The organism is Kluyvera sp. 142486 (assembly GCF_046569695.1).
Classification (GTDB): domain Bacteria; phylum Pseudomonadota; class Gammaproteobacteria; order Enterobacterales; family Enterobacteriaceae; genus Kluyvera.
This window is the reverse complement of the sequence record NZ_JBKHUI010000004.1, coordinates 1-22421: the sequence shown is the minus strand read 5'-3', so window position 1 is coordinate 22421 and position 22421 is coordinate 1. Positions and strand designations below refer to the sequence as shown.

Annotated in this window: 17 protein-coding genes; 16 read left to right on the top strand and 1 reads right to left on the bottom strand. The window is 55.3% G+C overall.

Going from position 1 to position 22421, the window contains the following annotated elements; translation table 11 throughout:
• Positions 1-111: 111 nt before the first annotated feature.
• The 9 genes from rpsA to ACLGE8_RS05845 all read left to right on the top strand — a co-directional run bounded on the left by rpsA (position 112) and on the right by ACLGE8_RS05845 (position 10745).
• Positions 112-1785, top strand: a complete 1674-nt coding sequence (rpsA, locus tag ACLGE8_RS05885; RefSeq protein WP_185666566.1) for a 30S ribosomal protein S1 — start codon at positions 112-114, stop codon at positions 1783-1785.
• Positions 1786-1937: 152 nt separating this feature from the next.
• Complete coding sequence (gene ihfB, locus ACLGE8_RS05880; protein ID WP_015965094.1) at positions 1938-2222, top strand: integration host factor subunit beta; 285 nt, start codon at positions 1938-1940, stop codon at positions 2220-2222.
• Positions 2223-2449: 227 nt separating this feature from the next.
• Positions 2450-4711 (top strand): ComEC family protein, encoded by a 2262-nt coding sequence (locus tag ACLGE8_RS05875; RefSeq protein ID WP_410997155.1) that lies wholly within the window; start codon positions 2450-2452, stop codon positions 4709-4711.
• 36 nt (positions 4712-4747) lie between these two features.
• Positions 4748-6496, top strand: a complete 1749-nt coding sequence (gene msbA, locus ACLGE8_RS05870) for a lipid A ABC transporter ATP-binding protein/permease MsbA (protein ID WP_410997153.1) — start codon at positions 4748-4750, stop codon at positions 6494-6496.
• Positions 6493-7473, top strand: a complete 981-nt coding sequence (lpxK, locus tag ACLGE8_RS05865; protein WP_410997151.1) for a tetraacyldisaccharide 4'-kinase — start codon at positions 6493-6495, stop codon at positions 7471-7473. The genes msbA and lpxK overlap by 4 nt, the downstream gene beginning before the upstream one ends.
• A 31-nt stretch (positions 7474-7504) precedes the next feature.
• Positions 7505-8737 (top strand): winged helix-turn-helix domain-containing protein, encoded by a 1233-nt coding sequence (locus ACLGE8_RS05860; RefSeq protein WP_410997149.1) that lies wholly within the window; start codon positions 7505-7507, stop codon positions 8735-8737.
• 51 nt (positions 8738-8788) lie between these two features.
• Positions 8789-8971 carry a protein YcaR gene (gene ycaR, locus ACLGE8_RS05855; RefSeq protein ID WP_185666561.1) on the top strand — a complete coding sequence of 61 codons (183 nt, stop codon included), beginning with the start codon at positions 8789-8791 and terminating at the stop codon, positions 8969-8971.
• Complete coding sequence (kdsB, locus tag ACLGE8_RS05850; protein ID WP_410997147.1) at positions 8968-9714, top strand: 3-deoxy-manno-octulosonate cytidylyltransferase; 747 nt, start codon at positions 8968-8970, stop codon at positions 9712-9714. Before ycaR ends, kdsB begins: the two co-directional genes overlap by 4 nt.
• A 137-nt stretch (positions 9715-9851) precedes the next feature.
• Entirely contained in the window at positions 9852-10745 is an 894-nt protein-coding gene (locus ACLGE8_RS05845) for a YcbJ family phosphotransferase (RefSeq protein WP_410997145.1), read from the top strand.
• Here the strand turns inward: ACLGE8_RS05845 and elyC are convergent.
• Entirely contained in the window at positions 10722-11501 is a 780-nt protein-coding gene (gene elyC, locus ACLGE8_RS05840; protein ID WP_410997143.1) for an envelope biogenesis factor ElyC, read from the bottom strand. The two genes, ACLGE8_RS05845 and elyC, sit on opposite strands and share 24 nt — an antisense overlap.
• A gap of 124 nt (positions 11502-11625) precedes the next feature.
• Between elyC and cmoM the strand changes: the two genes are divergently transcribed.
• The 7 genes from cmoM (at position 11626) to ACLGE8_RS05805 (ending at position 22325) form a co-directional block, all read left to right on the top strand.
• On the top strand, positions 11626-12420 hold the full coding sequence (gene cmoM / locus ACLGE8_RS05835; RefSeq protein ID WP_410997141.1) for a tRNA uridine 5-oxyacetic acid(34) methyltransferase CmoM: 795 nt from the start codon (positions 11626-11628) through the stop codon (positions 12418-12420).
• A complete protein-coding gene (gene mukF, locus ACLGE8_RS05830) occupies positions 12413-13735 on the top strand; it encodes a chromosome partition protein MukF (protein ID WP_035892424.1) in 1323 nt (440 codons plus the stop codon). Before cmoM ends, mukF begins: the two co-directional genes overlap by 8 nt.
• Positions 13716-14420 (top strand): chromosome partition protein MukE, encoded by a 705-nt coding sequence (gene mukE, locus ACLGE8_RS05825; protein WP_410997139.1) that lies wholly within the window; start codon positions 13716-13718, stop codon positions 14418-14420. Before mukF ends, mukE begins: the two co-directional genes overlap by 20 nt.
• Entirely contained in the window at positions 14420-18868 is a 4449-nt protein-coding gene (gene mukB / locus ACLGE8_RS05820; RefSeq protein ID WP_410997137.1) for a chromosome partition protein MukB, read from the top strand. The genes mukE and mukB overlap by 1 nt, the downstream gene beginning before the upstream one ends.
• Positions 18869-19091: 223 nt before the next feature.
• Entirely contained in the window at positions 19092-20876 is a 1785-nt protein-coding gene (ldtD, locus tag ACLGE8_RS05815) for a L,D-transpeptidase (protein WP_410997135.1), read from the top strand.
• Between the two features lie 184 nt (positions 20877-21060).
• The gene (locus ACLGE8_RS05810; protein WP_185666553.1) at positions 21061-21612 is read left to right on the top strand and encodes a YcbK family protein; all 552 of its coding nucleotides are present in this window, start codon (positions 21061-21063) and stop codon (positions 21610-21612) included.
• A 65-nt stretch (positions 21613-21677) separates the two neighbouring features.
• Entirely contained in the window at positions 21678-22325 is a 648-nt protein-coding gene (locus ACLGE8_RS05805) for an MBL fold metallo-hydrolase (RefSeq protein WP_410997133.1), read from the top strand.
• Positions 22326-22421: the final 96 nt, after the last annotated feature.

Below are 22421 nucleotides of genomic sequence, written 5' to 3'. Positions count from 1 at the left end.
ACGCGACCGAATTTGCAGTACCCCCGCTGCAATGGATTGACAGCGGGTATGTGAAACAACCCCATCCGACATGGTGTCAGGTGGACGTTAATATTAACCTGAAGATTAAACATGACTGAATCTTTTGCTCAACTGTTTGAAGAATCCTTAAAAGAAATCGAAACCCGCCCGGGTTCCATCGTTCGTGGTGTTGTTGTTGCTATCGACAAAGATATCGTACTGGTTGACGCCGGTCTGAAATCTGAGTCCGCCATTCCGGCAGAGCAGTTCAAAAACGCCCAGGGCGAGCTGGAAATCCAGGTTGGTGACGAAGTTGACGTTGCTCTGGATGCAGTAGAAGACGGCTTCGGTGAAACCCTGCTGTCCCGTGAGAAAGCTAAACGTCACGAAGCTTGGATCACGCTGGAAAAAGCTTACGAAGAAGCTGAAACTGTAGTTGGTGTTATCAACGGCAAAGTTAAAGGTGGCTTCACTGTTGAGCTGAACGGTATTCGTGCGTTCCTGCCAGGTTCCCTGGTAGACGTTCGTCCAGTGCGTGATACTCTGCACCTGGAAGGCAAAGAGCTTGAGTTCAAAGTAATCAAGCTGGACCAGAAGCGTAACAACGTTGTTGTTTCTCGTCGTGCCGTTATCGAATCCGAAAACAGCGCAGAGCGCGATCAGCTGCTGGAAAACCTGCAGGAAGGCATGGAAGTTAAAGGTATCGTTAAGAACCTCACTGACTACGGTGCATTCGTTGATCTGGGCGGCGTTGACGGCCTGCTGCACATCACCGATATGGCTTGGAAACGCGTTAAGCACCCAAGCGAAATCGTAAACGTTGGCGACGAAATCACTGTTAAAGTGCTGAAGTTCGACCGCGAGCGTACTCGTGTTTCTCTGGGCCTGAAACAGCTGGGCGAAGATCCATGGGTAGCTATCGCTAAGCGTTATCCAGAAGGTACCAAACTGACTGGTCGCGTGACCAACCTGACCGACTACGGCTGCTTCGTTGAAATCGAAGAAGGCGTTGAAGGCCTGGTTCACGTTTCCGAAATGGATTGGACCAACAAAAACATCCACCCATCCAAAGTTGTTAACGTTGGTGACGTAGTGGAAGTTATGGTTCTGGATATCGACGAAGAACGTCGTCGTATCTCCCTGGGTCTGAAGCAGTGCAAAAACAACCCATGGCAGCAGTTCGCGGAAACCCACAACAAGGGCGACCGTGTTGAAGGTAAAATCAAGTCTATCACTGACTTCGGTATCTTCATCGGCCTGGACGGCGGCATCGACGGCCTGGTTCACCTGTCTGACATCTCCTGGAACGTTGCAGGCGAAGAAGCAGTTCGTGAATACAAAAAAGGCGACGAAATCGCTGCAGTTGTTCTGCAGGTTGACGCAGAACGTGAACGTATCTCCCTGGGCGTTAAACAGCTCGCAGAAGATCCGTTCAACAACTGGGTTGCTCTGAACAAGAAAGGCGCTATCGTTAACGGTAAAGTCACTGCAGTTGACGCTAAAGGCGCAACCGTAGAACTGGCCGACGGCGTTGAAGGTTACCTGCGTGCTTCTGAAGCATCCCGTGACCGCGTTGAAGATGCAACTCTGGTTCTGAGCGTTGGCGACGACGTTGAAGCTAAATTCACCGGTGTTGATCGTAAAAACCGCGCAATTAGCCTGTCCGTACGTGCTAAAGACGAAGCTGACGAGAAAGATGCAATCGCTACTGTTAACAACAAACAGGAAGAAGGCAATTTCTCCAACGCAATGGCTGAAGCATTCAAAGCAGCTAAAGGCGAGTAATCTTACGCATTCGGGTTTAACAACCTGAAATGTGATGAGTTTACTTGACAGATTACAGGTTTCGGCCTGTAATCTAGCACAAAGGGCGGCTACGGCCGCCCTTGTTTAATAGGCTGTTAGCTAATTTTCCTTGAAAGGAAACCGGAGGAATCATGACCAAGTCAGAATTGATTGAAAGACTTGCCAGCCAGCAATCCCATATCCCTGCTAAGGCAGTGGAAGATGCGGTGAAAGAGATGCTGGAGCATATGGCTTCTACCCTTGCACAGGGTGAGCGTATTGAAATCCGCGGTTTCGGCAGCTTCTCTCTGCACTACAGAGCACCACGTACCGGGCGTAACCCGAAGACTGGCGACAAAGTGGAACTGGAAGGCAAGTACGTGCCGCACTTTAAGCCGGGTAAAGAACTGCGCGATCGCGCCAATATTTACGATTGAGTTTCTTTCGCCGTCTGACGATAAACTTGGTTGAGAGAAAAGCACCTGCGGGTGCTTTTTTCATGTCTCCAGTTTGGCTTCGAATGGATATCTGGAATCTCTCCCGCATATTTATTGTCACTTCTGCATGTCCTGAACATTCCTCTGAACACGCCTCGCAGTCGGGATAATTGCCATGCGACAGGGAGGCCTGTACGCGCGACACTCCAGTAAACAAGGAGGTGTTGATGCGTTTACCTGGGCTTGCCTGCTGCACGTTAGCCGGTATTTTGCCGCTGACCGTCCTGCCAAATTTACCCTCTCTTAACGTTATCTATATCGCCATTGCGGCGTTGATAGCGCTGGGCCTTTGTGTGGCGTCTGGGAGAGCTGTAAGCATTACCGGTCTGATGTTTTGTTGGGGTGTACTGTCGGCATGGCAGGTACAATGGCCCGCTGAGACGATCCCAGGTAAAAACCGGCAGGTTGAGATTGTCCTGACGCAGAGCGATGGGCAAACGACGCATCAGGGGAAGATAACGCACCTTGGCGGGCAACACCTGTATCCCAGCCCCCTTATTACACTGTATGGCAATTATTTGCCGCAACAGCCTTGCGTGGGGCAGCGCTGGCGTATGACGATTCGCGCCCGGGCGGTGCATGGGCAACTTAACGACGGTGGATTTGACGGCCAACGCTACGCCTTTTCGCAACACCGCCCGTTAACTGGCCGTATGGTGACGGCGCAGGTACTGGATAGCCGCTGTAACCTGCGTGCTCGGTATCTTGCTTCGCTGCAAACGACGCTGGAGGGTTTTCGTTGGCGGGAGGTGATGCTGGCGCTGGGTATGGGCGAGCGGCTGTCAGTATCGCCGGAGATCAAAATGCTCATGCAGGAGACCGGAACATCACACCTTATGGCGATATCCGGGCTGCATATCGCGCTGGGAGCATCGCTTGGTTGGCTGTTTATTCGCGGTATCCAGTTTTTCCTGCCCGGTTGGCTTATCAACTGGCGATTGCCGTTAATCATCTCGCTGGCGAGCGGGTTTGCCTATGCGTGGCTGACTGGAATGCAGCCGCCAGCGCTACGCACCGTTGTGGCGGCGCTGATCTGGTGCGCCTTACGTCTGAGTGGTCGACGCTGGACGGGGTGGGAGGTGTGGCTTTGCTGCCTGGCGGCAATGGTGTTTATCGACCCGCTGGCGGTGCTTTCCGATAGTTTATGGCTGTCGGCATTTGCTGTCGCCACGCTCATCTTCTGGTACCAATGGGCACCGCTGCCAACTGAAGCCTATCCGCGCATGCTGCGCCCGTTGGTGGGCCTTATTCACCTGCAACTGGGGCTTATGCTGCTGCTGGCACCGCTGCAGATTCTGCTTTTTCACGGCGTCAGCATAACGTCGCTTTTTGCAAACCTGATTGCGGTGCCGGTGGTGACGTTTGTGGCGGTCCCGCTGATTCTCTTTGCCATGTTGATGCATCTATGCGGGCCGAGCTCAGTGGAAATGGTGGCCTGGCATGCAGCTGATGAGGTCATGTCGGCGGTGTTTAGCTATCTGCGTATGCTACCTGCGGGGTGGTGGAATATCGGGAGCGCATGGTTAGGTGTTTCTCTGCTACCGTGGGTGGCATTGGCGTTGTGGCGGCTACACGGCTGGATTCGGTATCCCGCGTTAGTACTCTCAATGTGCGTGCTGCTCTCTTTTCCCGTCTGGCGAAAAACGCCGCCAGATCGCTGGCAGGTCTCTATGCTGGACGTAGGGCAGGGGCTAGCGATGGTTATTTCTCGGGGGGATAAAGCGCTACTCTATGATACTGGCCTGGCATGGCCGGAGGGCGATAGCGGTGAGCAGTTGATTATTCCCTGGTTACGCTGGCATCAACTGACGCCGCAGGGAATCATTCTCAGCCACGATCATCTGGATCACCGCGGTGGATTGCTATCAATACAAAAAGTCTGGCCGCAGACGTGGATCAAAAGTCCGTTGGGATGGGTAGGCCATCAACCCTGCGCTCGCGGCGAGCGCTGGCATTGGCAGGGACTCACCTTTCAGGCTCTATGGCCGCTGCCGGGGCAGCCCTCCAAAGGTAACAACGGGTCGTGTGTGGTCAGGATAGATGATGGGAAGAACAGCATTCTGCTAACGGGAGATATTGAATTATCGGCAGAAATGGCCATGATTAGCCGTTTCTGGCAGCCTTTTGCGTCTACAATTATTCAGGTTCCACATCATGGCAGCTCGACTTCCTCGGGTATGGCACTGATACAACGGGTGGGCGGCGCTGCCGCTTTGGCTTCCGCATCCCGCTATAACGCGTGGCGACTGCCTTCTGCAAAGGTGAGGGCTCGCTATCTCCAGCGCCAATATGGCTGGTTTGATACCCCGCATCAGGGGCAGATAACCGTGACATTCAGTGCGAATGGCTGGCGCATCGAAGGCCTACGAGATCAACTTTTACCTCGTTGGTATCATCAGTGGTTTGGCGAGACTCACGATAACGGGTAGAATATGCGGCTATTTCAACACAAGCTGGTTTTTTGAATGCAGAACGACAAAGATCTCTCCACGTGGCAGACCTTCCGCCGGCTCTGGCCGACTATTGCACCGTACAAAGCAGGGCTACTCGTGGCGGGCGTTGCGTTAATCCTTAACGCAGCCAGCGATACCTTCATGCTATCGCTTCTTAAACCGTTACTGGATGATGGTTTTGGTAAAACGGATCGCTCAGTGCTGCTGTGGATGCCGCTGGTTGTTATTGGCTTGATGATCCTGCGTGGTATCACCAGCTACATCTCCAGTTACTGTATTTCCTGGGTTTCCGGCAAGGTCGTGATGACCATGCGTCGCCGGTTATTCGGTCATATGATGGGAATGCCGGTCTCTTTCTTCGATAAGCAGTCGACCGGTACGCTGCTGTCGCGTATTACTTACGATTCCGAACAGGTTGCATCCTCTTCATCAAACGCGCTGATTACCGTAGTGCGTGAAGGGGCATCTATCATTGGCCTGTTCATCATGATGTTTTACTACAGCTGGCAACTGTCGATTATTCTTATCATTCTGGCGCCTATTGTTTCGTTCGCTATACGCATTGTCTCTAAACGCTTCCGTAACATCAGTAAAAACATGCAGAACACCATGGGCCAGGTAACCACCAGCGCTGAACAGATGCTGAAAGGGCATAAAGAAGTGCTGATGTTCGGTGGCCAGCAGGTGGAAACCAACCGCTTCGATAAAGTCAGCAACAAGATGCGTTTGCAGGGTATGAAGTTGGTTTCAGCGTCCTCAATCTCTGACCCAATTATTCAGCTGATTGCATCACTGGCGCTGGCGTTCGTGCTGTATGCTGCGAGCTTCCCGAGTGTGATGGAAACTCTGACGGCCGGTACCATCACCGTGGTCTTCTCCTCCATGATTGCCCTGATGCGTCCACTGAAATCGTTAACCAACGTCAACGCGCAGTTCCAGCGCGGGATGGCTGCCTGCCAGACGCTGTTCTCTATCCTTGATAGCGAGCAGGAAAAAGACGAAGGCAAGCTGGACGTTGAACGTGCGAAAGGCAACGTTGAATTCCGCAACGTGACTTTCACCTATCCTGGTCGTGAAACGCCTGCGCTGAAGAATATCAACCTCGCCATTCCTGAAGGAAAAACGGTCGCGCTGGTAGGGCGTTCAGGCTCGGGTAAATCGACCATCGCAAGCCTGCTGACCCGCTTCTACGACATTGATGAAGGTGAAATTCTGCTCGATGGTCACGACCTGCGCGAGTATAAGCTGACTTCTCTGCGTAACCAGGTCGCACTAGTATCGCAGAACGTGCACTTGTTCAACGACACGGTGGCGAACAACATTGCCTATGCTCGTACCGACGAGTTCAGCCGTGAGCAGGTTGAAGAAGCCGCTCGCATGGCCTATGCGATGGACTTTATCAATAAGATGGATAACGGCCTCGATACCATCATCGGTGAAAACGGCGTGCTGCTTTCCGGCGGCCAGCGTCAGCGTATCGCCATTGCGCGCGCGCTGCTGCGCAATAGCCCAATCCTGATCCTCGATGAAGCGACCTCAGCGCTGGATACCGAGTCCGAACGTGCGATTCAGGCAGCCCTCGACGAATTGCAGAAAAATCGCACGTCGCTGGTGATTGCCCACCGTCTGTCGACCATAGAACAAGCTGACGAGATTATCGTGGTTGAAGATGGTCGTATTGTTGAGCGCGGCAGCCATACCGATCTGCTTGCGCAGCGCGGCGTTTACGCGCAGCTGCACAAAATGCAGTTTGGCGAATGATAGCGAAAATCTGGTCGGGCGAATCGCCGCTTTGGCGTTTACTGCTGCCGCTCTCCTGGCTATACGGCCTGGTGAGCGGCATCATCCGCCTGTGCTACCAGCTAGGGATTAAGAAATCCTGGCGTGCGCCGTGTCCGGTGGTCGTGGTGGGAAACCTCACGGCGGGCGGCAATGGCAAAACGCCGGTGGTTATCTGGCTGGTGGAGCAACTCCAGCGTCAGGGTATTCGCGTTGGCGTGGTGTCGCGCGGCTATGGCGGTAAAGCGGAGCGTTATCCGCTGCTATTAACCGCTGAAACCACCACGGCGCAGGCGGGCGATGAACCTGTGTTGATTTTCCAGCGTACCGGCGCGCCCGTGGCGGTCTCCCCGGTGAGAGTCGATGCGGTGAAAGCGCTGCTGGCGGCTCATGACCTGCAACTGATCGTCACCGACGATGGCCTGCAACACTACCGTCTGGCACGTGATAAAGAGATTGTGGTTATCGACGGCGTGCGCCGCTTTGGCAACGGCTGGTGGCTGCCCGCGGGGCCAATGCGTGAGCGGGCGTCAAGGCTGGAAACGGTGGATGCCCGCATCGTAAACGGCGGCAACGCGCAGCCGGGGGAGATCCCGATGACGCTGCAGCCCGGCGATGCCATTAATCTGCTGACCGGCGAACGCCAGCCCGTCTCGAACCTGCAAAATGTGGTGGCGATGGCCGGTATTGGTCATCCCCCGCGCTTTTTTGCCACGCTGAACGCCTGTGGCGTGAATCCGGTGCGTACGGTTGCGTTAGCGGATCATCAGGCGCTAACCGAAGCAGATGTTCAGGCGCTGGTTGCGCCGGGGCAAACGCTTATCATGACGGAAAAAGACGCGGTCAAATGCCGCCACTTTGCGCAGGAAAACTGGTGGTATCTGCCGGTCGATGCCGTACTATCCGGCGATCGCGCGCAGACGCTGCTTCAGGAACTGATTACCCTCGCTCGACGCTAAACGGCGGCGGGCGATCGTCTGGGGAGCCCGCATGTCTGAATTGCATCTTACCCTTCGTGGCGCGCGCCATCTTCACCTTGCGGCTCAGGGATTGCTTACTCGCCCGCGCCGTCAGCCCAAAGCGGGCGATATCCTTCCGGCCATCCGGCAAATGTCTCTGTTGCAGATAGACACCATCAACGTGGTGGCGCGCAGCCCCTATCTGGTGCTGTTCAGCCGCCTTGGCGCCTACCCATCAACCTGGCTTGATGACGCGCTGTCTCGCGGTGAGTTGATGGAGTACTGGGCGCACGAAGCCTGCTTCCTGCCGCGCAGCGACTTTCCGCTGGTTCGTCACCGCATGTTGTCGCCGCATAACATGGGTTGGAAGTACCATCAAAGCTGGATGGACGAACATGCCGACGATATCGCGGCTCTGAAATCCCATATTGCCGAAAACGGTCCGGTTCGCTCTGCCGATTTTACCCATCCGCGTAAAGGGGAGAGTGGATGGTGGGAGTGGAAGCCGCACAAGCGCCATCTCGAAGGGCTGTTTACCGCCGGGGAGGTGATGGTTATTGCGCGGCGTAACTTCCAGCGAGTCTACGATCTGACCGAACGCGTTATGCCGCACTGGGATGATAAGAAACAGGCGCTGCCGCAGTCGCAGGCTGAGGCCGTGATGTTGGAAAACAGCGCCCGCAGTCTGGGGATTTTTCGCCCCGAGTGGCTGGCGGACTACTATCGCCTGCGTCGACCAGATTTAGCAGCGCTGCTGGCAGGTTGGCAGGAACGGCAGTTGGTGGTTGCGGTTAACGTCGACCAACTTGGCGAAATGTGGGTTCACCATAGTCTGTTACCGGAGTTGATGCGAGCGCTGGAAGGTAAGCTCAATGCCACACACAGCGCGGTGCTTTCACCGTTTGATCCCGTGGTATGGGATCGCAAACGCGCAGAACAGTTCTTCAACTTTACCTACCGCCTTGAGTGCTACACACCTGCGCCGAAACGCCAGTACGGCTACTTCGTGCTGCCGTTGCTGCATCGCGGAGAGATAGTTGGGCGCATGGACAGCAAAATGCATCGTGCTGACGGCGTGCTGGAGATTTTTGCCCTGTACCTGGAAGCGGGCGTACGCGTCAGCCAGCAGCTTGAAAAGGGATTGATGCTGGCGATTAACGATTTTGCACGCTGGCAGGGGGCGACGCGGGTGAGGCTTGGTACAGTTGCTGAAAAACTCTTTAATGAACAACGACAGGGTTGGGAGATTGACGCAGGCCGGTAGCGCTCTATGATATGCTGCACTGGTTTTCGATACGGCCCATCAGGAGGAACCATGGATCACCGTCTACTTGAAATTATTGCCTGCCCGGTTTGCAACGGCAAACTCTATTACAGCCAGGACAAGCAAGAACTGATTTGCAAACTTGATAATCTGGCGTTTCCCCTGCGTGACGGTATCCCCGTATTGCTGGAAAACGAAGCCCGCGCTTTAGCTGCTGAAGAGAATCGCCCATGAGCTTTGTCGTGATTATTCCGGCGCGTTTTGCCTCTACGCGCCTGCCGGGTAAACCGTTGCAGGATATCAACGGTAAGCCGATGATTGTGCACGTGCTGGAACGCGCGCGCGAATCCGGAGCCGATCGCATCATCGTGGCGACCGATCATGCTGAAGTAGCAAAAGCCGTGGAAGCTGCGGGTGGTGAAGTTTGCATGACCCGTGCCGATCATCAGTCCGGAACTGAACGTCTGGCGGAAGTGGTTGAGAAATGCGGCTTTAGCGATGACACCGTTATCGTTAACGTCCAGGGCGACGAGCCGATGATCCCGGCGGTGATTATCCGTCAGGTAGCGGAAAATCTGGCGGCCAGCCACTCCGGCATGGCAACCCTGGCGGTGCCAATTCATGATGCAGAAGAAGCCTTTAACCCGAATGCGGTGAAAGTGGTGATGGACAAGGACGGCTATGCGCTTTACTTCTCCCGCGCCACCATACCGTGGGATCGCGATCGTTTTGCCAAAAGCCGGGAGGACATTGGTGATACGCTGCTGCGCCACATTGGTATTTACGGCTACCGTGCCGGGTTTATTCGCCGCTACGTGAACTGGGCGCCAAGTCCGCTGGAGCATATTGAAATGCTCGAACAGCTGCGCGTGCTGTGGTACGGCGAAAAAATTCACGTTGCCGTGGCGAAAGAAGTGCCGGGAACGGGCGTTGATACGCCAGAAGACCTGGCGCGCGTACGCGCCGAACTGAAGTAATCCTGTCGCCCCCGATCGCGGGGGCTATTCTCGCCTGAGTATTTCCTGACTTTCGGTTGCAATTTTGATCTTGTCTGGTGAAATTCACTTTTCATATGCTCATTATGAAAGCAATGGCTTTTATAGGGGTAATCGACATGGAACAGCTACGTGCAGAACTCAGCCACCTGCTGGGCGAATCGCTCAGCCGCGTGGAATGTATCAACGAGCAGACGGACACCGCGCTGTGGTCGCTTTATGATGCCGAGGGGAACCCGATGCCGTTGGTGGCGCGGAGCTTTTCATCTCCAGGCGTGGCGCGTCAACTGGCGTGGAAAATCTCTATGCTGGCGCGCAGCGGTACCGTACGCATGCCGGTGGTGTACGGGGTCATGACCCATGAAGAGCATCCAGGGCCGGACGTGCTGCTGCTTGAGCGTCTGCGCGGTGTGCCGGTGGAAGCGCCAACCCGTAACCCTCAGCGGTGGGATGCGCTGAAAGATCAAATCGTTGAAGCACTGTTGGCGTGGCATCGGGTTGACAGCTCAGGGTGCGTTGGCTTTGTTGACGGCACGCAGGAAAATAGCTGGCCGCACTGGTATCGCCAGCGTATTGAAGTGCTATGGGGTACGCTCAATCTCTATCAGAATACCGGCCTGACGATGCAGGATAAGCGGCTGCTGTTCCGCACTCGCGAATGTCTGGACGCGTTGTTTGACGGCTTTAGCGATAACTGCGTGCTGGTGCATGGGCACCTGACGCTACGCAGTATGCTGAAAGATTCGCGCAGCGATCAGCTGCTGGCGATGGTAGGGCCGGGGGCGATTCTCTGGGCGCCACGGGAATATGAACTGTTCCGCCTGCACGACAGCGGGCAGGCGGAACAGTTGCTGTGGCACTATCTCCAGCGCGCGCCGGTCGCCGAAGCATTTCTCTGGCGGCGCTGGCTCTATCTTTTATGGGACGAGGTGGAAAAGCTGGTCAACACTGGCAAATTCAACCGCGCCAACTTTGACCTTGCTGCAACGTCACTGCGCCCCTGGCTCGCCTGAATCCCCTTTCAGCCACTGCCAGACTCTCCCCAGCGTTTCATATCCGACCCGGTCGCTGTGCATCAGCCAGACCGGGGAAGGGATGATACGCTCCCACGGGTTGAGCGGTGACGTAATGGCTAACTGGTTGGCTGGAGCAGGCAGCGGGTGTAACCCGGCATGCTGGAAGAAAATCATGGCGCGAGGCAGATGAGATGCTGATGTGACCAGCAGGAAAGGGGCGTCGCCGATCGCGGCCTTCACGGCGCTAGCTTCTTCTTCGGTATCTTTCGGCGTATCCAGCACGATAATCTCACTGCGCGGTACGCCCAGACTTTCAGCCACTCGAGCTCCCGCCTCTGCGGTACTCACCGTATTGGTTTGGGCCCGAGCGCCGGTAAAGATGATTTTCGAACCCGGATTGGCCTGCCACAGGCGCATGCCTTCCGTTAGTCGCGGCAGGCTGTTATTAATCAGGTTCGAACTTGGTGCCCATTCCGGGTTCCAGGTGTATCCACCGCCAAGCACGACCACGTACTGCACCGGTTGTTCGCCGCGCCAGGTGGGATACTTATCCTCAATCGGTTTAAGCAGCCCATCGGCTACGGGCTGCAGGCTGAGCAGCAGTAGGGCTAACCATCCCAGGGTAATACCGGCTTTCCCCAATTTTTGAAAGCGAGTGAACCAGACCAGGATTATTCCCAAACCTATCAACAATAGAAGCAGGGGCAGCGGCAGCATCATGCCGCCGATATACTTTTTCAGCGTAAAAAGCATCCGGCACCGTACCTTTTTTAACCATCCGACCGTATGAATGCAGCGATATTACACCAGATAGCTTCATTATCGCCGTGGGTGTGACAAAATAGCCCCTTTGCCACTGGCGATGTGAGGATGTCCTGTGAAGGATCGCAATTTCGATGACATTGCGGATAAGTTTTCCCGCAATATATACGGTACCACGAAGGGACAGCTGCGCCAGGCTATTCTGTGGCAAGATCTTGACGCCCTGCTGGCGAAAATGGGGCCGCAGCCGCTGCGTATCCTGGATGCCGGCGGTGGTGAAGGCCAGACGGCCATCAAAATGGCGGAGCGCGGACACCATGTCACTCTGTGCGATCTTTCCGCTGAAATGATCGATCGGGCAACTCAGGCCGCTAGCGAGAAAGGTGTGAGCCACAACATGCATTTCGTACAATGCGCGGTCCAGGATGTGGCGGAGCATTTGGAAAGCCCGGTTGATCTGATATTGTTTCACGCTGTGCTGGAGTGGGTGGCCGAACCGCAGGATGTGCTCAAAACGTTGTGGTCGGTGCTGCGCCCGGGCGGCGCATTATCATTAATGTTCTACAATGCAAACGGCCTGTTGATGCGTAACATGGTGGTCGGCAACTTCGATTACGTGGTGTTAGGCATGCCGAAAAAGAAAAGACGCACGCTGTCGCCGAACTACCCGCGCGACCCGCAGCTGGTCTATGGCTGGCTGGAAGAGATGGGCTGGCAAATTAACGGGAAAACCGGCGTGCGGGTGTTTCATGATTACCTGCGCGATAAGCAGATGCAAAAGAACAGCTTTGAGATTTTGCTGGAGCTTGAAACGCGCTATTGCCGTCAGGAACCGTATATTAGCCTGGGGCGCTATATTCATGTCACCGCGCTGAAGCCGCAGACAGAAACAAGGATAAACGATGAGTGAATTTTCCCAGACAGTCCCCGAACTGGTTGCCTGGGCCAGGAAAAATGATTTCGCCATTTCGCTACCCGTCGATAGGCTCTCGTTTTTGCTGGCTATTGCAACGCTGAACGGTGAACGACTGGAAGGTGAAATGACGGAAGGCGAGCTGGTGGATGCGTTCCGTCACGTCAGTGATGCGTTTGAGCAAACCAGTGAAACCATCGGCACTCGCGCCAATAACGCGATTAACGACCTGGTTCGCCAACGTCTGCTGAACCGCTTTACCAGCGAAATCACGGAAGGGAACGCCATCTATCGTCTGACCCCGCTGGGGATTGGCATTACCGACTACTATATTCGCCAGCGCGAATTCTCTACCCTGCGCCTCTCCATGCAGCTGTCGATTGTCGCTAGCGAATTGAAGCGCGCGGCGGATTCTGCCGACGAGGGCGGCGATGAGTTCCACTGGCACCGTAACGTCTACGCACCGCTGAAGTACTCGGTGGCGGAGATTTTTGACAGTATCGATCTGACGCAGCGCATCATGGATGAACAGCAGCAGTCGGTGAAAGACGACATCGCGCAGTTGCTGAACAAAGACTGGCGCGCGGCGATCTCCAGCTGTGAACTGCTGCTCTCTGAAACGTCCGGCACTCTGCGCGAACTCCAGGATACGCTGGATGCAGCGGGCGATAAGCTACAGGCCAACTTGCTGCGCATTCAGGATGCCACGCTGAGCCATAACGACCTGCACTTTGTCGACCGACTGGTGTTCGATCTGCAAAGCAAGCTTGACCGCATCGTGAGCTGGGGCCAGCAGGCGATTGACCTGTGGATTGGCTACGACCGCCACGTGCATAAATTTATCCGTACCGCTATCGACATGGATAAAAACCGCGTCTTTGCTCAGCGCCTGCGCCAGTCGGTGCAGTCTTACTTCGACGCGCCGTGGGCGCTCACTTATGCCAGTGCCGATCGTTTGCTGGACATGCGTGATGAAGAGATGACGCTGCGCGATGAAGAGGTCACCGGGGAACTTCCGCCGGATTTAGAGTACGAAGAATTTAACGAAATTCGCGAACAGCTCGCCGCGCTAATTGAAGAACAGTTGGCTATCTATCGAACCAAACAGCTGCCACTGGACCTCGGCCTGGTGGTGAAAGAGTACCTGGTGCAGTACCCGCGCGCGCGTCACTTCGACGTGGCGAGGATTGTGGTAGACCAGGCGGTACGTTTGGGCGTGGCGCAAGCAGATTTCACCGGACTGCCGGCTAAATGGCAGTCGATTAATGATTACGGAGCCAAGGTACAGGCGCATGTCATCGATAAATATTGAACAAGTGATGCCGGTTAAACTGGCACAGGCCCTGGCCAACCCCCTTTTCCCTGCGCTGGATAGCGCGCTGCGCGCTGGTCGTCACATCGGTCTGGATGAACTAGACAACCACGCCTTTTTGATGGATTTCCAGGAGTATCTGGAAGAGTTTTATGCTCGCTATAACGTGGAGTTGATCCGTGCGCCGGAAGGGTTCTTCTACCTGCGTCCGCGCTCCACCACGCTGATTCCGCGCTCGGTCTTATCCGAACTGGACATGATGGTTGGCAAAATTCTTTGCTACCTCTATCTCAGCCCGGAACGTCTGGCTAACGAAGGTATCTTCACCCAGCAAGAGCTGTATGACGAACTGCTGGCATTGGCTGACGAAGCCAAACTGCTGAAGCTGGTCAACAACCGCTCCACCGGCTCTGACCTTGACCGTCAGAAGCTGCAGGAAAAGGTGCGTTCCTCGCTCAACCGCCTGCGCCGTCTCGGGATGGTGTGGTTTATGGGGCACGATAGCAGCAAATTCCGCATTACCGAATCGGTGTTCCGCTTCGGCGCTGACGTTCGCTCCGGCGATGACGCGCGGGAAGCGCAGTTGCGCATGATCCGCGATGGCGAAGCGATGGCTATCGAAAACCATCTGCAGCTCAATGACGAGAACGACGACAATCAGCAGGATAGCGGGGAGGAAGAGTAATGATCGATCGCGGTAAATTTCGTTCGCTAACGCTGATTAACTGGAACGGGTTCTTTGCCCGTACCTTTGATTTAGATGAACTGGTGACCACGCTCTCGGGCGGTAACGGTGCCGGTAAATCGACCACCATGGCAGCCTTCGTCACGGCGCTGATTCCAGACTTAACCCTGCTGCACTTCCGTAACACCACGGAAGCCGGGGCCACCAGCGGCTCTCGCGATAAAGGACTGCACGGTAAGCTGAAAGCAGGCGTCTGTTACTCGGTGCTGGACGTCATGAACTCACGTCACCAGCGCGTGGTCGTCGGCGTACGTCTGCAGCAGGTTGCCGGGCGCGACCGTAAAGTCGACATTAAACCCTTTGCTATTCAGGGCCTGCCGACCTCCATCCAGCCGACGCAGCTGCTGACCGAAACGATGAACGAGCGTCAGGCGCGCGTGCTGAGCCTGCAGGAGCTGAAAGATAAACTCGATACCATTGAAGGCGTACAGTTCAAGCAGTTCAACTCGATTACCGACTACCATGCGCTGATGTTCGATCTGGGCATCGTCGCACGCCGTCTGCGCTCTGCGTCCGACCGTAGTAAATTCTACCGTCTGATTGAAGCGTCGCTGTACGGCGGTATATCCAGCGCCATTACGCGTTCACTGCGTGACTACCTGCTGCCGGAAAACAGCGGTGTACGCAAAGCGTTCCAGGATATGGAAGCGGCGCTGCGCGAAAACCGCATGACGCTGGAAGCGATTCGCGTCACCCAGTCTGATCGCGACCTGTTTAAGCACCTGATTTCTGAAGCGACCGACTACGTGGCCGCGGACTACATGCGTCACGCCAATGAGCGACGTGTGCATCTTGATAAAGCGCTGGAATATCGCCGCGAACTGTTCACTTCTCGCTCCCAACTGGCGGCCGAGCAGTACAAGCACGTCGATATGGCCCGTGAACTGCAGGAGCACAACGGGGCAGAAGGGGATCTGGAAGCCGATCATCAGGCCGCCAGCGACCATCTGAACCTGGTGCAGACCGCTCTGCGCCAGCAGGAAAAAATTGAACGCTATGAAGCGGACTTAGATGAGCTGCAAATTCGTCTGGAAGAACAGAACGAAGTGGTCGCCGAAGCCGCCGAGCAGCAGGAAGAGAACGAAGCGCGCGCTGAAGCCGCCGAGCTGGAAGTGGATGAGCTGAAAAGCCAGCTTGCTGACTACCAGCAGGCGCTGGACGTTCAGCAGACACGCGCTATTCAGTACACTCAGGCGCTGCAGGCGCTGGAGCGTGCAAAAGCGCTGTGTCATTTGCCGGACTTAACGCCGGAAAGCGCGGATGAATGGCTGGAAACCTTCCAGGCCAAAGAGCAGGAAGCGACCGAAAAACTGCTGACGCTCGAACAGAAAATGAGCGTGTCGCAGACGGCGCACAGCCAGTTTGAACAAGCGTTCCAGATTGTTGAAGCAATCAACGGCCCGCTGGCACGTAACGAAGCCTGGGAAGTGGCGCGCGAATTGCTGCGCGATGGCGTTAACCAGCGTCATCTCGCGGAGCAGGCGCAGCCGCTGCGCAGCCGTTTGAACGAGCTGGAACAGCGTCTGCGCGAGCAGCAGGAAGCCGAGCGCTTGCTGGCTGACTTCTGCAAACGTCAGGGTAAACAATACGGTATCGACGAACTCGAAAAGCTGCATTATGAGCTGGAAGCACGTATCGCCGCCCTGAGCGATTGCGTGAGCGATGCCCGTGAACAGCGCATGGCGCTGCGTCAGGAGCAGGAACAGCTGCAGTCGCGTATCTCATCGCTGATGCACCGCGCGCCGGTATGGCTGGCGGCGCAAAACAGCTTAAACCAGCTATGTGAGCAGAGCGGCGAGCAGTTTGAGTCCAGCCAGGACGTCACCGAATACCTGCAACAACTGCTGGAACGTGAACGTGAAGCCATCGTCGAACGTGACGAAGTTGGCGCGCGTAAACGTGCCGTGGATGACGAAATTGAACGTCTTAGCCAGCCTGGCGGTTCTGAAGACCCGCGTCTGAATACGCTGGCGGAACGTTTTGGCGGCGTGCTGCTGTCCGAGATTTATGATGACGTCAGCCTCGATGATGCGCCGTACTTCTCCGCGCTGTACGGGCCGTCTCGTCACGCCATCGTGGTGCCGGATCTGTCGCAGATCGCCGAGTATCTTGAAGGACTGGAAGATTGCCCGGAAGATCTCTACCTGATTGAAGGGGACCCGCAATCCTTCGATGACAGCGTATTCAACGTCGATGAACTGGAAAAAGCGGTGGTGGTAAAAACCTCCGACCGCCAGTGGCGTTATTCCCGCTTCCCATCGCTACCGCTGTTTGGCCGCGCAGCGCGCGAAAGCCGCATTGAGAGTCTGCACGCTGAGCGTGAAGGGCTGTCCGAACGGTTTGCGACCCTGTCGTTCGACGTACAGAAAACCCAGCGTCTGCACCAGGCGTTCAGCCGCTTTATCGGCAGCCATTTATCGGTAGCGTTTGAGGACGATCCGGAAGCGGAAATCCGCAAACTGAACACCCGTCGCAACGAGCTGGAGCGTGCACTCAGCAGCCACGAAAGCGACAACCAACAACAGCAGGCACAGTACGAGCAGGCAAAAGAGGGCGTGGCCCAGCTTAACCGCCTGCTACCGCGTCTGAGCCTGCTGGCCGACGAAACGCTGGCCGACCGCGTTGAAGAAATCCAGGAGCGTCTGGACGAAGCTCAGGAAGCCGCGCGCTTCATTCAGCAGCACGGCAACCAACTGGCCAAACTGGAGCCGATCGTTGCTGTTCTGCAGAACGATCCGGAGCAGTTTGAACAGCTGAAAGAAGATTATGCCTGGTCACAGCAGGTGCAGCGCGAAGCGCGTCAGCAGGCGTTTGCCCTGGCGGAAGTGGTGCAACGTCGCGCGCACTTTGGCTACTCCGACTCAGCAGAAATGCTCTCCGGCAACAGCGATCTAAACGAAAAACTGCGTGAACGTCTGGCGCAGTCGGAAAGCGAGCGTAGCCGCGCCCGTGAAGCGCTGCGTACCCACGCCGCACAGGTCAGCCAGTACAGCCAGGTTCTGGCGTCACTGAAAAGCTCCTACGACACCAAGAAAGAGCTGCTGAACGATCTCTATAAAGAACTGAAAGACATTGGCGTGCGCGCCGACGCGGGTGCTGAAGAGCGTGCACGAATTCGCCGCGACGAACTGCATGCACAGTTGAGCAACAACCGTGCGCGCCGCAATCAGCTGGAAAAAGCGTTGACCTTCTGCGAAGCAGAGATGGATAACCTGACCCGTAAGCTGCGCAAGCTGGAACGCGATTATCTCGAAATGCGCGAACAGGTGGTGAGTGCGAAAGCGGGTTGGTGTGCGGTGATGCGTCTGGTGAAAGACAACAACGTTGAACGCCGTCTACACCGTCGCGAGTTGGCCTATCTCTCCGCCGACGATCTACGCTCTATGTCGGATAAGGCGCTGGGTGCGCTGCGTCTGGCCGTGGCGGATAACGAACACCTGCGCGATGTGCTGCGCATGTCTGAAGATCCGAAACGTCCGGAACGTAAGATCCAGTTCTTCGTCGCCGTTTACCAGCACCTGCGCGAGCGTATTCGCCAGGATATCATCCGCACCGACGACCCGGTCGAAGCCATCGAACAGATGGAAATCGAGCTGAGCCGCCTGACGGAAGAGCTGACCAATCGCGAACAGAAGCTGGCGATCAGCTCCCGAAGCGTGGCGAACATTATCCGCAAAACCATTCAGCGCGAGCAGAACCGTATCCGCCAGCTGAACCAGGGCCTGCAGAGCGTGTCGTTCGGTCAGGTCAACAGCGTGCGTCTGAACGTTAACGTGCGTGAGACTCACTCGATGCTGCTGGACGTGCTCTCTGAACAGCACGAACAGCATCAGGATCTGTTCAACAGCAATCGCCTGACCTTCTCGGAAGCGCTGGCGAAGCTGTATCAGCGTCTGAATCCGCAAATCGATATGGGGCAGCGTACGCCGCAGACCATCGGTGAAGAGCTGCTCGACTACCGTAGCTACCTGGAGATGGAAGTTGAGGTTAACCGTGGGTCCGACGGCTGGCTGCGTGCGGAATCCGGTGCGCTGTCGACCGGTGAGGCTATCGGTACCGGGATGTCGATTCTGGTAATGGTGGTACAGAGCTGGGAAGATGAAGCGCGTCGTCTGCGTGGTAAAGACCTCTCTCCGTGCCGTCTGCTGTTCCTTGATGAAGCCGCACGTCTGGATGCCCGCTCTATCGCTACGCTGTTCGAACTCTGCGAACGTCTGGAGATGCAGCTTATTATCGCGGCGCCGGAAAATATCAGCCCAGAGAAAGGCACCACCTACAAGCTGGTACGTAAAGTGGTGAATAACCATGAGCACGTACACGTGGTGGGTCTGCGCGGCTTCGCTGCCCAGTTGCCGGAAACGCTGCCAGGTACTGCCGACGCATCGTAGCATATAGCCCGGACGAGCGAAGCGACTCCGGGAAATGGCACTAAATCCGAAAACAGAATTTAAGGCGACATTTATGTCGCCTTTTTTGTTATCCGTATTTAGCCTATAGCGCGTTATTATCTTTAGACTTCTTTACATTTCACCGGGCAAAAAAGTTTTTGTCTTTATATACTGAAGGTGAGCCCACGTTACGGGTCTTTGTATATTTAACAGGGGGCAAGGGATGTTGCTGAAAAAAGAAAATGGTCGTCGGTTGTCAGCGGTGAGTTTGTGTCTGGCAATGACGTTTGCTCCACTGTTTACCGCTGCTGCGGGCGAGCCAGAACTCGTGCCGTCTGATAGTAGCGCACTGCCTGCAGAACCTTCTCCGGTACTGCTCCAACCGGGTGCGCAATCGCCCGTGATGGCAAACCTTGTCGGCACTCAGCCACTGGCGGACGGCGCGGCGGCGAAAAGCCGTGCTGAGATCCAGTCGATACTGCCTGCCGGCTATCAACCCGTCTATATGAACCCGCTGGTGACGCTCTACGCCGCTCGCGAGATGAAACCGATGTGGGATAACCGCGATGCGGTCCGTGCCTTCCAGCAGCAACTTGCGGAAGTGGCTATCGCCGGTTTCCAGCCGCAGTTTACCCAATGGGTTGAACTGCTCACTAATCCCAACGTCAGCGGTATGGCTCGCGACGTTGTGCTCTCCGATGCGCTGATGGGCTATTTGCACTTTATTAGCGGCATTCCGGTTCAGGGCAACCGCTGGCTGTACAGCGATAAACCTTATACCCTGGCGACGCCGCCGCTGTCAGTGATGAATAAGTGGCAGATGGCGCTGGATAACGGTTCACTGGTGCCGTTTATTACCGCTCTGGCACCGAAGCATCCGCAGTATGCGGTGATGCATCAGGCGCTGCTGGCGCTGGTGGGGGATACCCGCCCATGGCCGAAATTGACCTCCACGACGGCGCTACGGCCAGGCCAGTGGAGCAGCGACGTGCCTGCACTGCGTGAAATTCTGCAGCGTAACGGCGTGCTGGATACCAGTCCGGCGATCCCGCTACCGGGGGATGACGTCGGCAAAACGAAAAAAGCAGCGAAGAGCGCACCTGCGGCCTACGATCGTCAGTTGGTAGATGCGGTTAAGCGTTTCCAGGCGGCGCAGGGCTTAGGGGCTGATGGGGTGATCGGCGCTTCAACGCGCGATTGGCTCAACGTCTCTTCCGCAGAACGTGCAGGTGTGCTGGCGCTGAATATTCAACGTTTGCGCCTGCTGCCGGGGAAAGTCTCTACCGGAATTATGGTCAACATTCCTGCGTATTCGCTGGTCTATTATCTCAACGGCAGCGAAGCGCTGGCTTCACGCGTTATCGTGGGGCGCCCGGATCGTAAAACGCCGATGATGAGCAGCGCGCTAAATAACGTGGTGGTCAACCCGCCGTGGAACGTACCGCCAACGCTCGCGCGCAACGACATTCTGCCAAAGCTGCGTAATGACCCTGGGTATCTGGAGCGCCACAACTATACCGTGCTGCGTGGATGGAACAGTAAAGAAACTATCGATCCGTGGCGCGTGGATTGGTCAACGATCACGCCGTCGAATTTACCGTTCCGTTTCCAGCAGGCGCCGGGCGACCATAACTCATTGGGCCGCTATAAGTTTAATATGCCAAGCTCAGACGCGATTTATCTGCATGATACGCCTAACCATAATCTGTTCCAGAAAGATGCGCGGGCTTTAAGTTCGGGATGCGTGCGGGTAAATAAAGCCTCTGATTTAGCAAATATGCTGTTACAAGATGCAGGCTGGAATGACGCTCGTATATCTGATGCGCTGAAGGAAGGTAATACGAGATACGTTAATATCCGGCAGAATATTCCGGTTAATCTCTATTATCTAACCGCCTTTGTTGGCGCTGATGGTCAGACACAATATCGAACAGATATTTACAATTACGATGTCACGGCGCGATCCGGCGCACAAATTTTGCCAAAAGCGGAACAATTAATCAGATAAATGAAGTAGTTCAGGTAATGTAGTGGTCGAATAAAAAGCGTAGATACCAGTCCCGAATGTCTGGGGCTGGTGGTTCTGCGCTACAGGCCGCCTTGACGCTGGCTTTGATGCCCGGTAAGGTGCAATACGTGCGCCAGAAGTGCATATATTTCGATCACATTTACTGACTGTAGACCTGATTATCATGGACAAATTTGACGCTAATCGCCGCAAACTGCTGGCGTTAGGTGGGGTTGCGCTGGGCGCTGCCGCCATCTTACCCACGCCTGCACTTGCGACCCTCTCGACCCCTCGTCCACGTATTTTAACGTTGAGTAATCTACATACGGGCGAGTTGCTAAAAGCCGAGTTTTTTGACGGCCGAGGCTATATTCAGGATGAATTAGCAAAACTAAACCATTTTTTCCGTGACTATCGCGCGAATAAAATAAAGAGCATCGATCCTTCATTGTTTGATCAGCTCTATCGCCTTCAGGGATTATTAGGAACAAATAAGCCTGTGCAATTAATCTCCGGGTATCGTTCCCTTGATACCAATAATGAGCTGCGAGCGCACAGCAGTGGGGTAGCGAAAAAGAGCTACCACACTAAAGGTCAGGCAATGGATTTCCATATTGAAGGTATTTCATTAAGTAATATACGCAAAGCAGCGTTATCTATGCGCGCAGGTGGTGTAGGATATTACCCACGTAGCAACTTTGTGCATATTGATACCGGTCCGGTTCGGCACTGGTAACTCTACGCCCGACAGTTCAGATGCGCTGATGTATCTGAACGGTGCTGAGTATAAACAGGAGCAGCATGAATTATCGTATTATTCCGGTCACTGCGTTCGCGCAGAACTGTTCGTTGATCTGGTGTGAGCAAACTAAACTGGCGGCGCTGGTCGATCCAGGTGGTGATGCTGAGACCATTAAACAGAAAGTTGCCGAGGCTGGCGTGACGTTGCAGCAAATTTTGCTGACCCATGGTCATCTTGATCATGTGGGTGCGGCGGCGGAACTGGCACAGTACTACGGTGTGCCGGTGATTGGGCCGGAAAAAGAAGATGAGTTCTGGTTGCAGGGGCTGCCGGCACAAAGTCGAATGTTTGGTCTGGACGACTGCCAGCCGCTGACGCCGGATCGCTGGCTAAATGAAGGCGATACCGTCAGCGTGGGCAACGTGAAGCTGCAGGTACTGCACTGCCCAGGGCACACGCCAGGTCATGTGGTTTTCTTTGATAATGATGCGCGGTTGCTGATTTCCGGCGATGTGCTGTTTAAAGGCGGCGTAGGGCGCAGTGACTTCCCGCGCGGTGACCACGCGCAGCTGATTGACGCTATCAAGCGCAAGCTGCTGCCGCTGGGTGATGACGTGAAGTTTATTGCCGGGCATGGGCCGATGTCGACAATCGGCTATGAACGTCAGCATAATCCGTTCCTACAGGATGAACTTCCCGTCTGGTAAGTGACTAGTCCTGATATAGGTTGACAGTTTTCTGTCGATAAAACGCCTGATGAACGTCATCGGGCGTTTTGTACTTCAGGGCCAGATGTGGCCGTT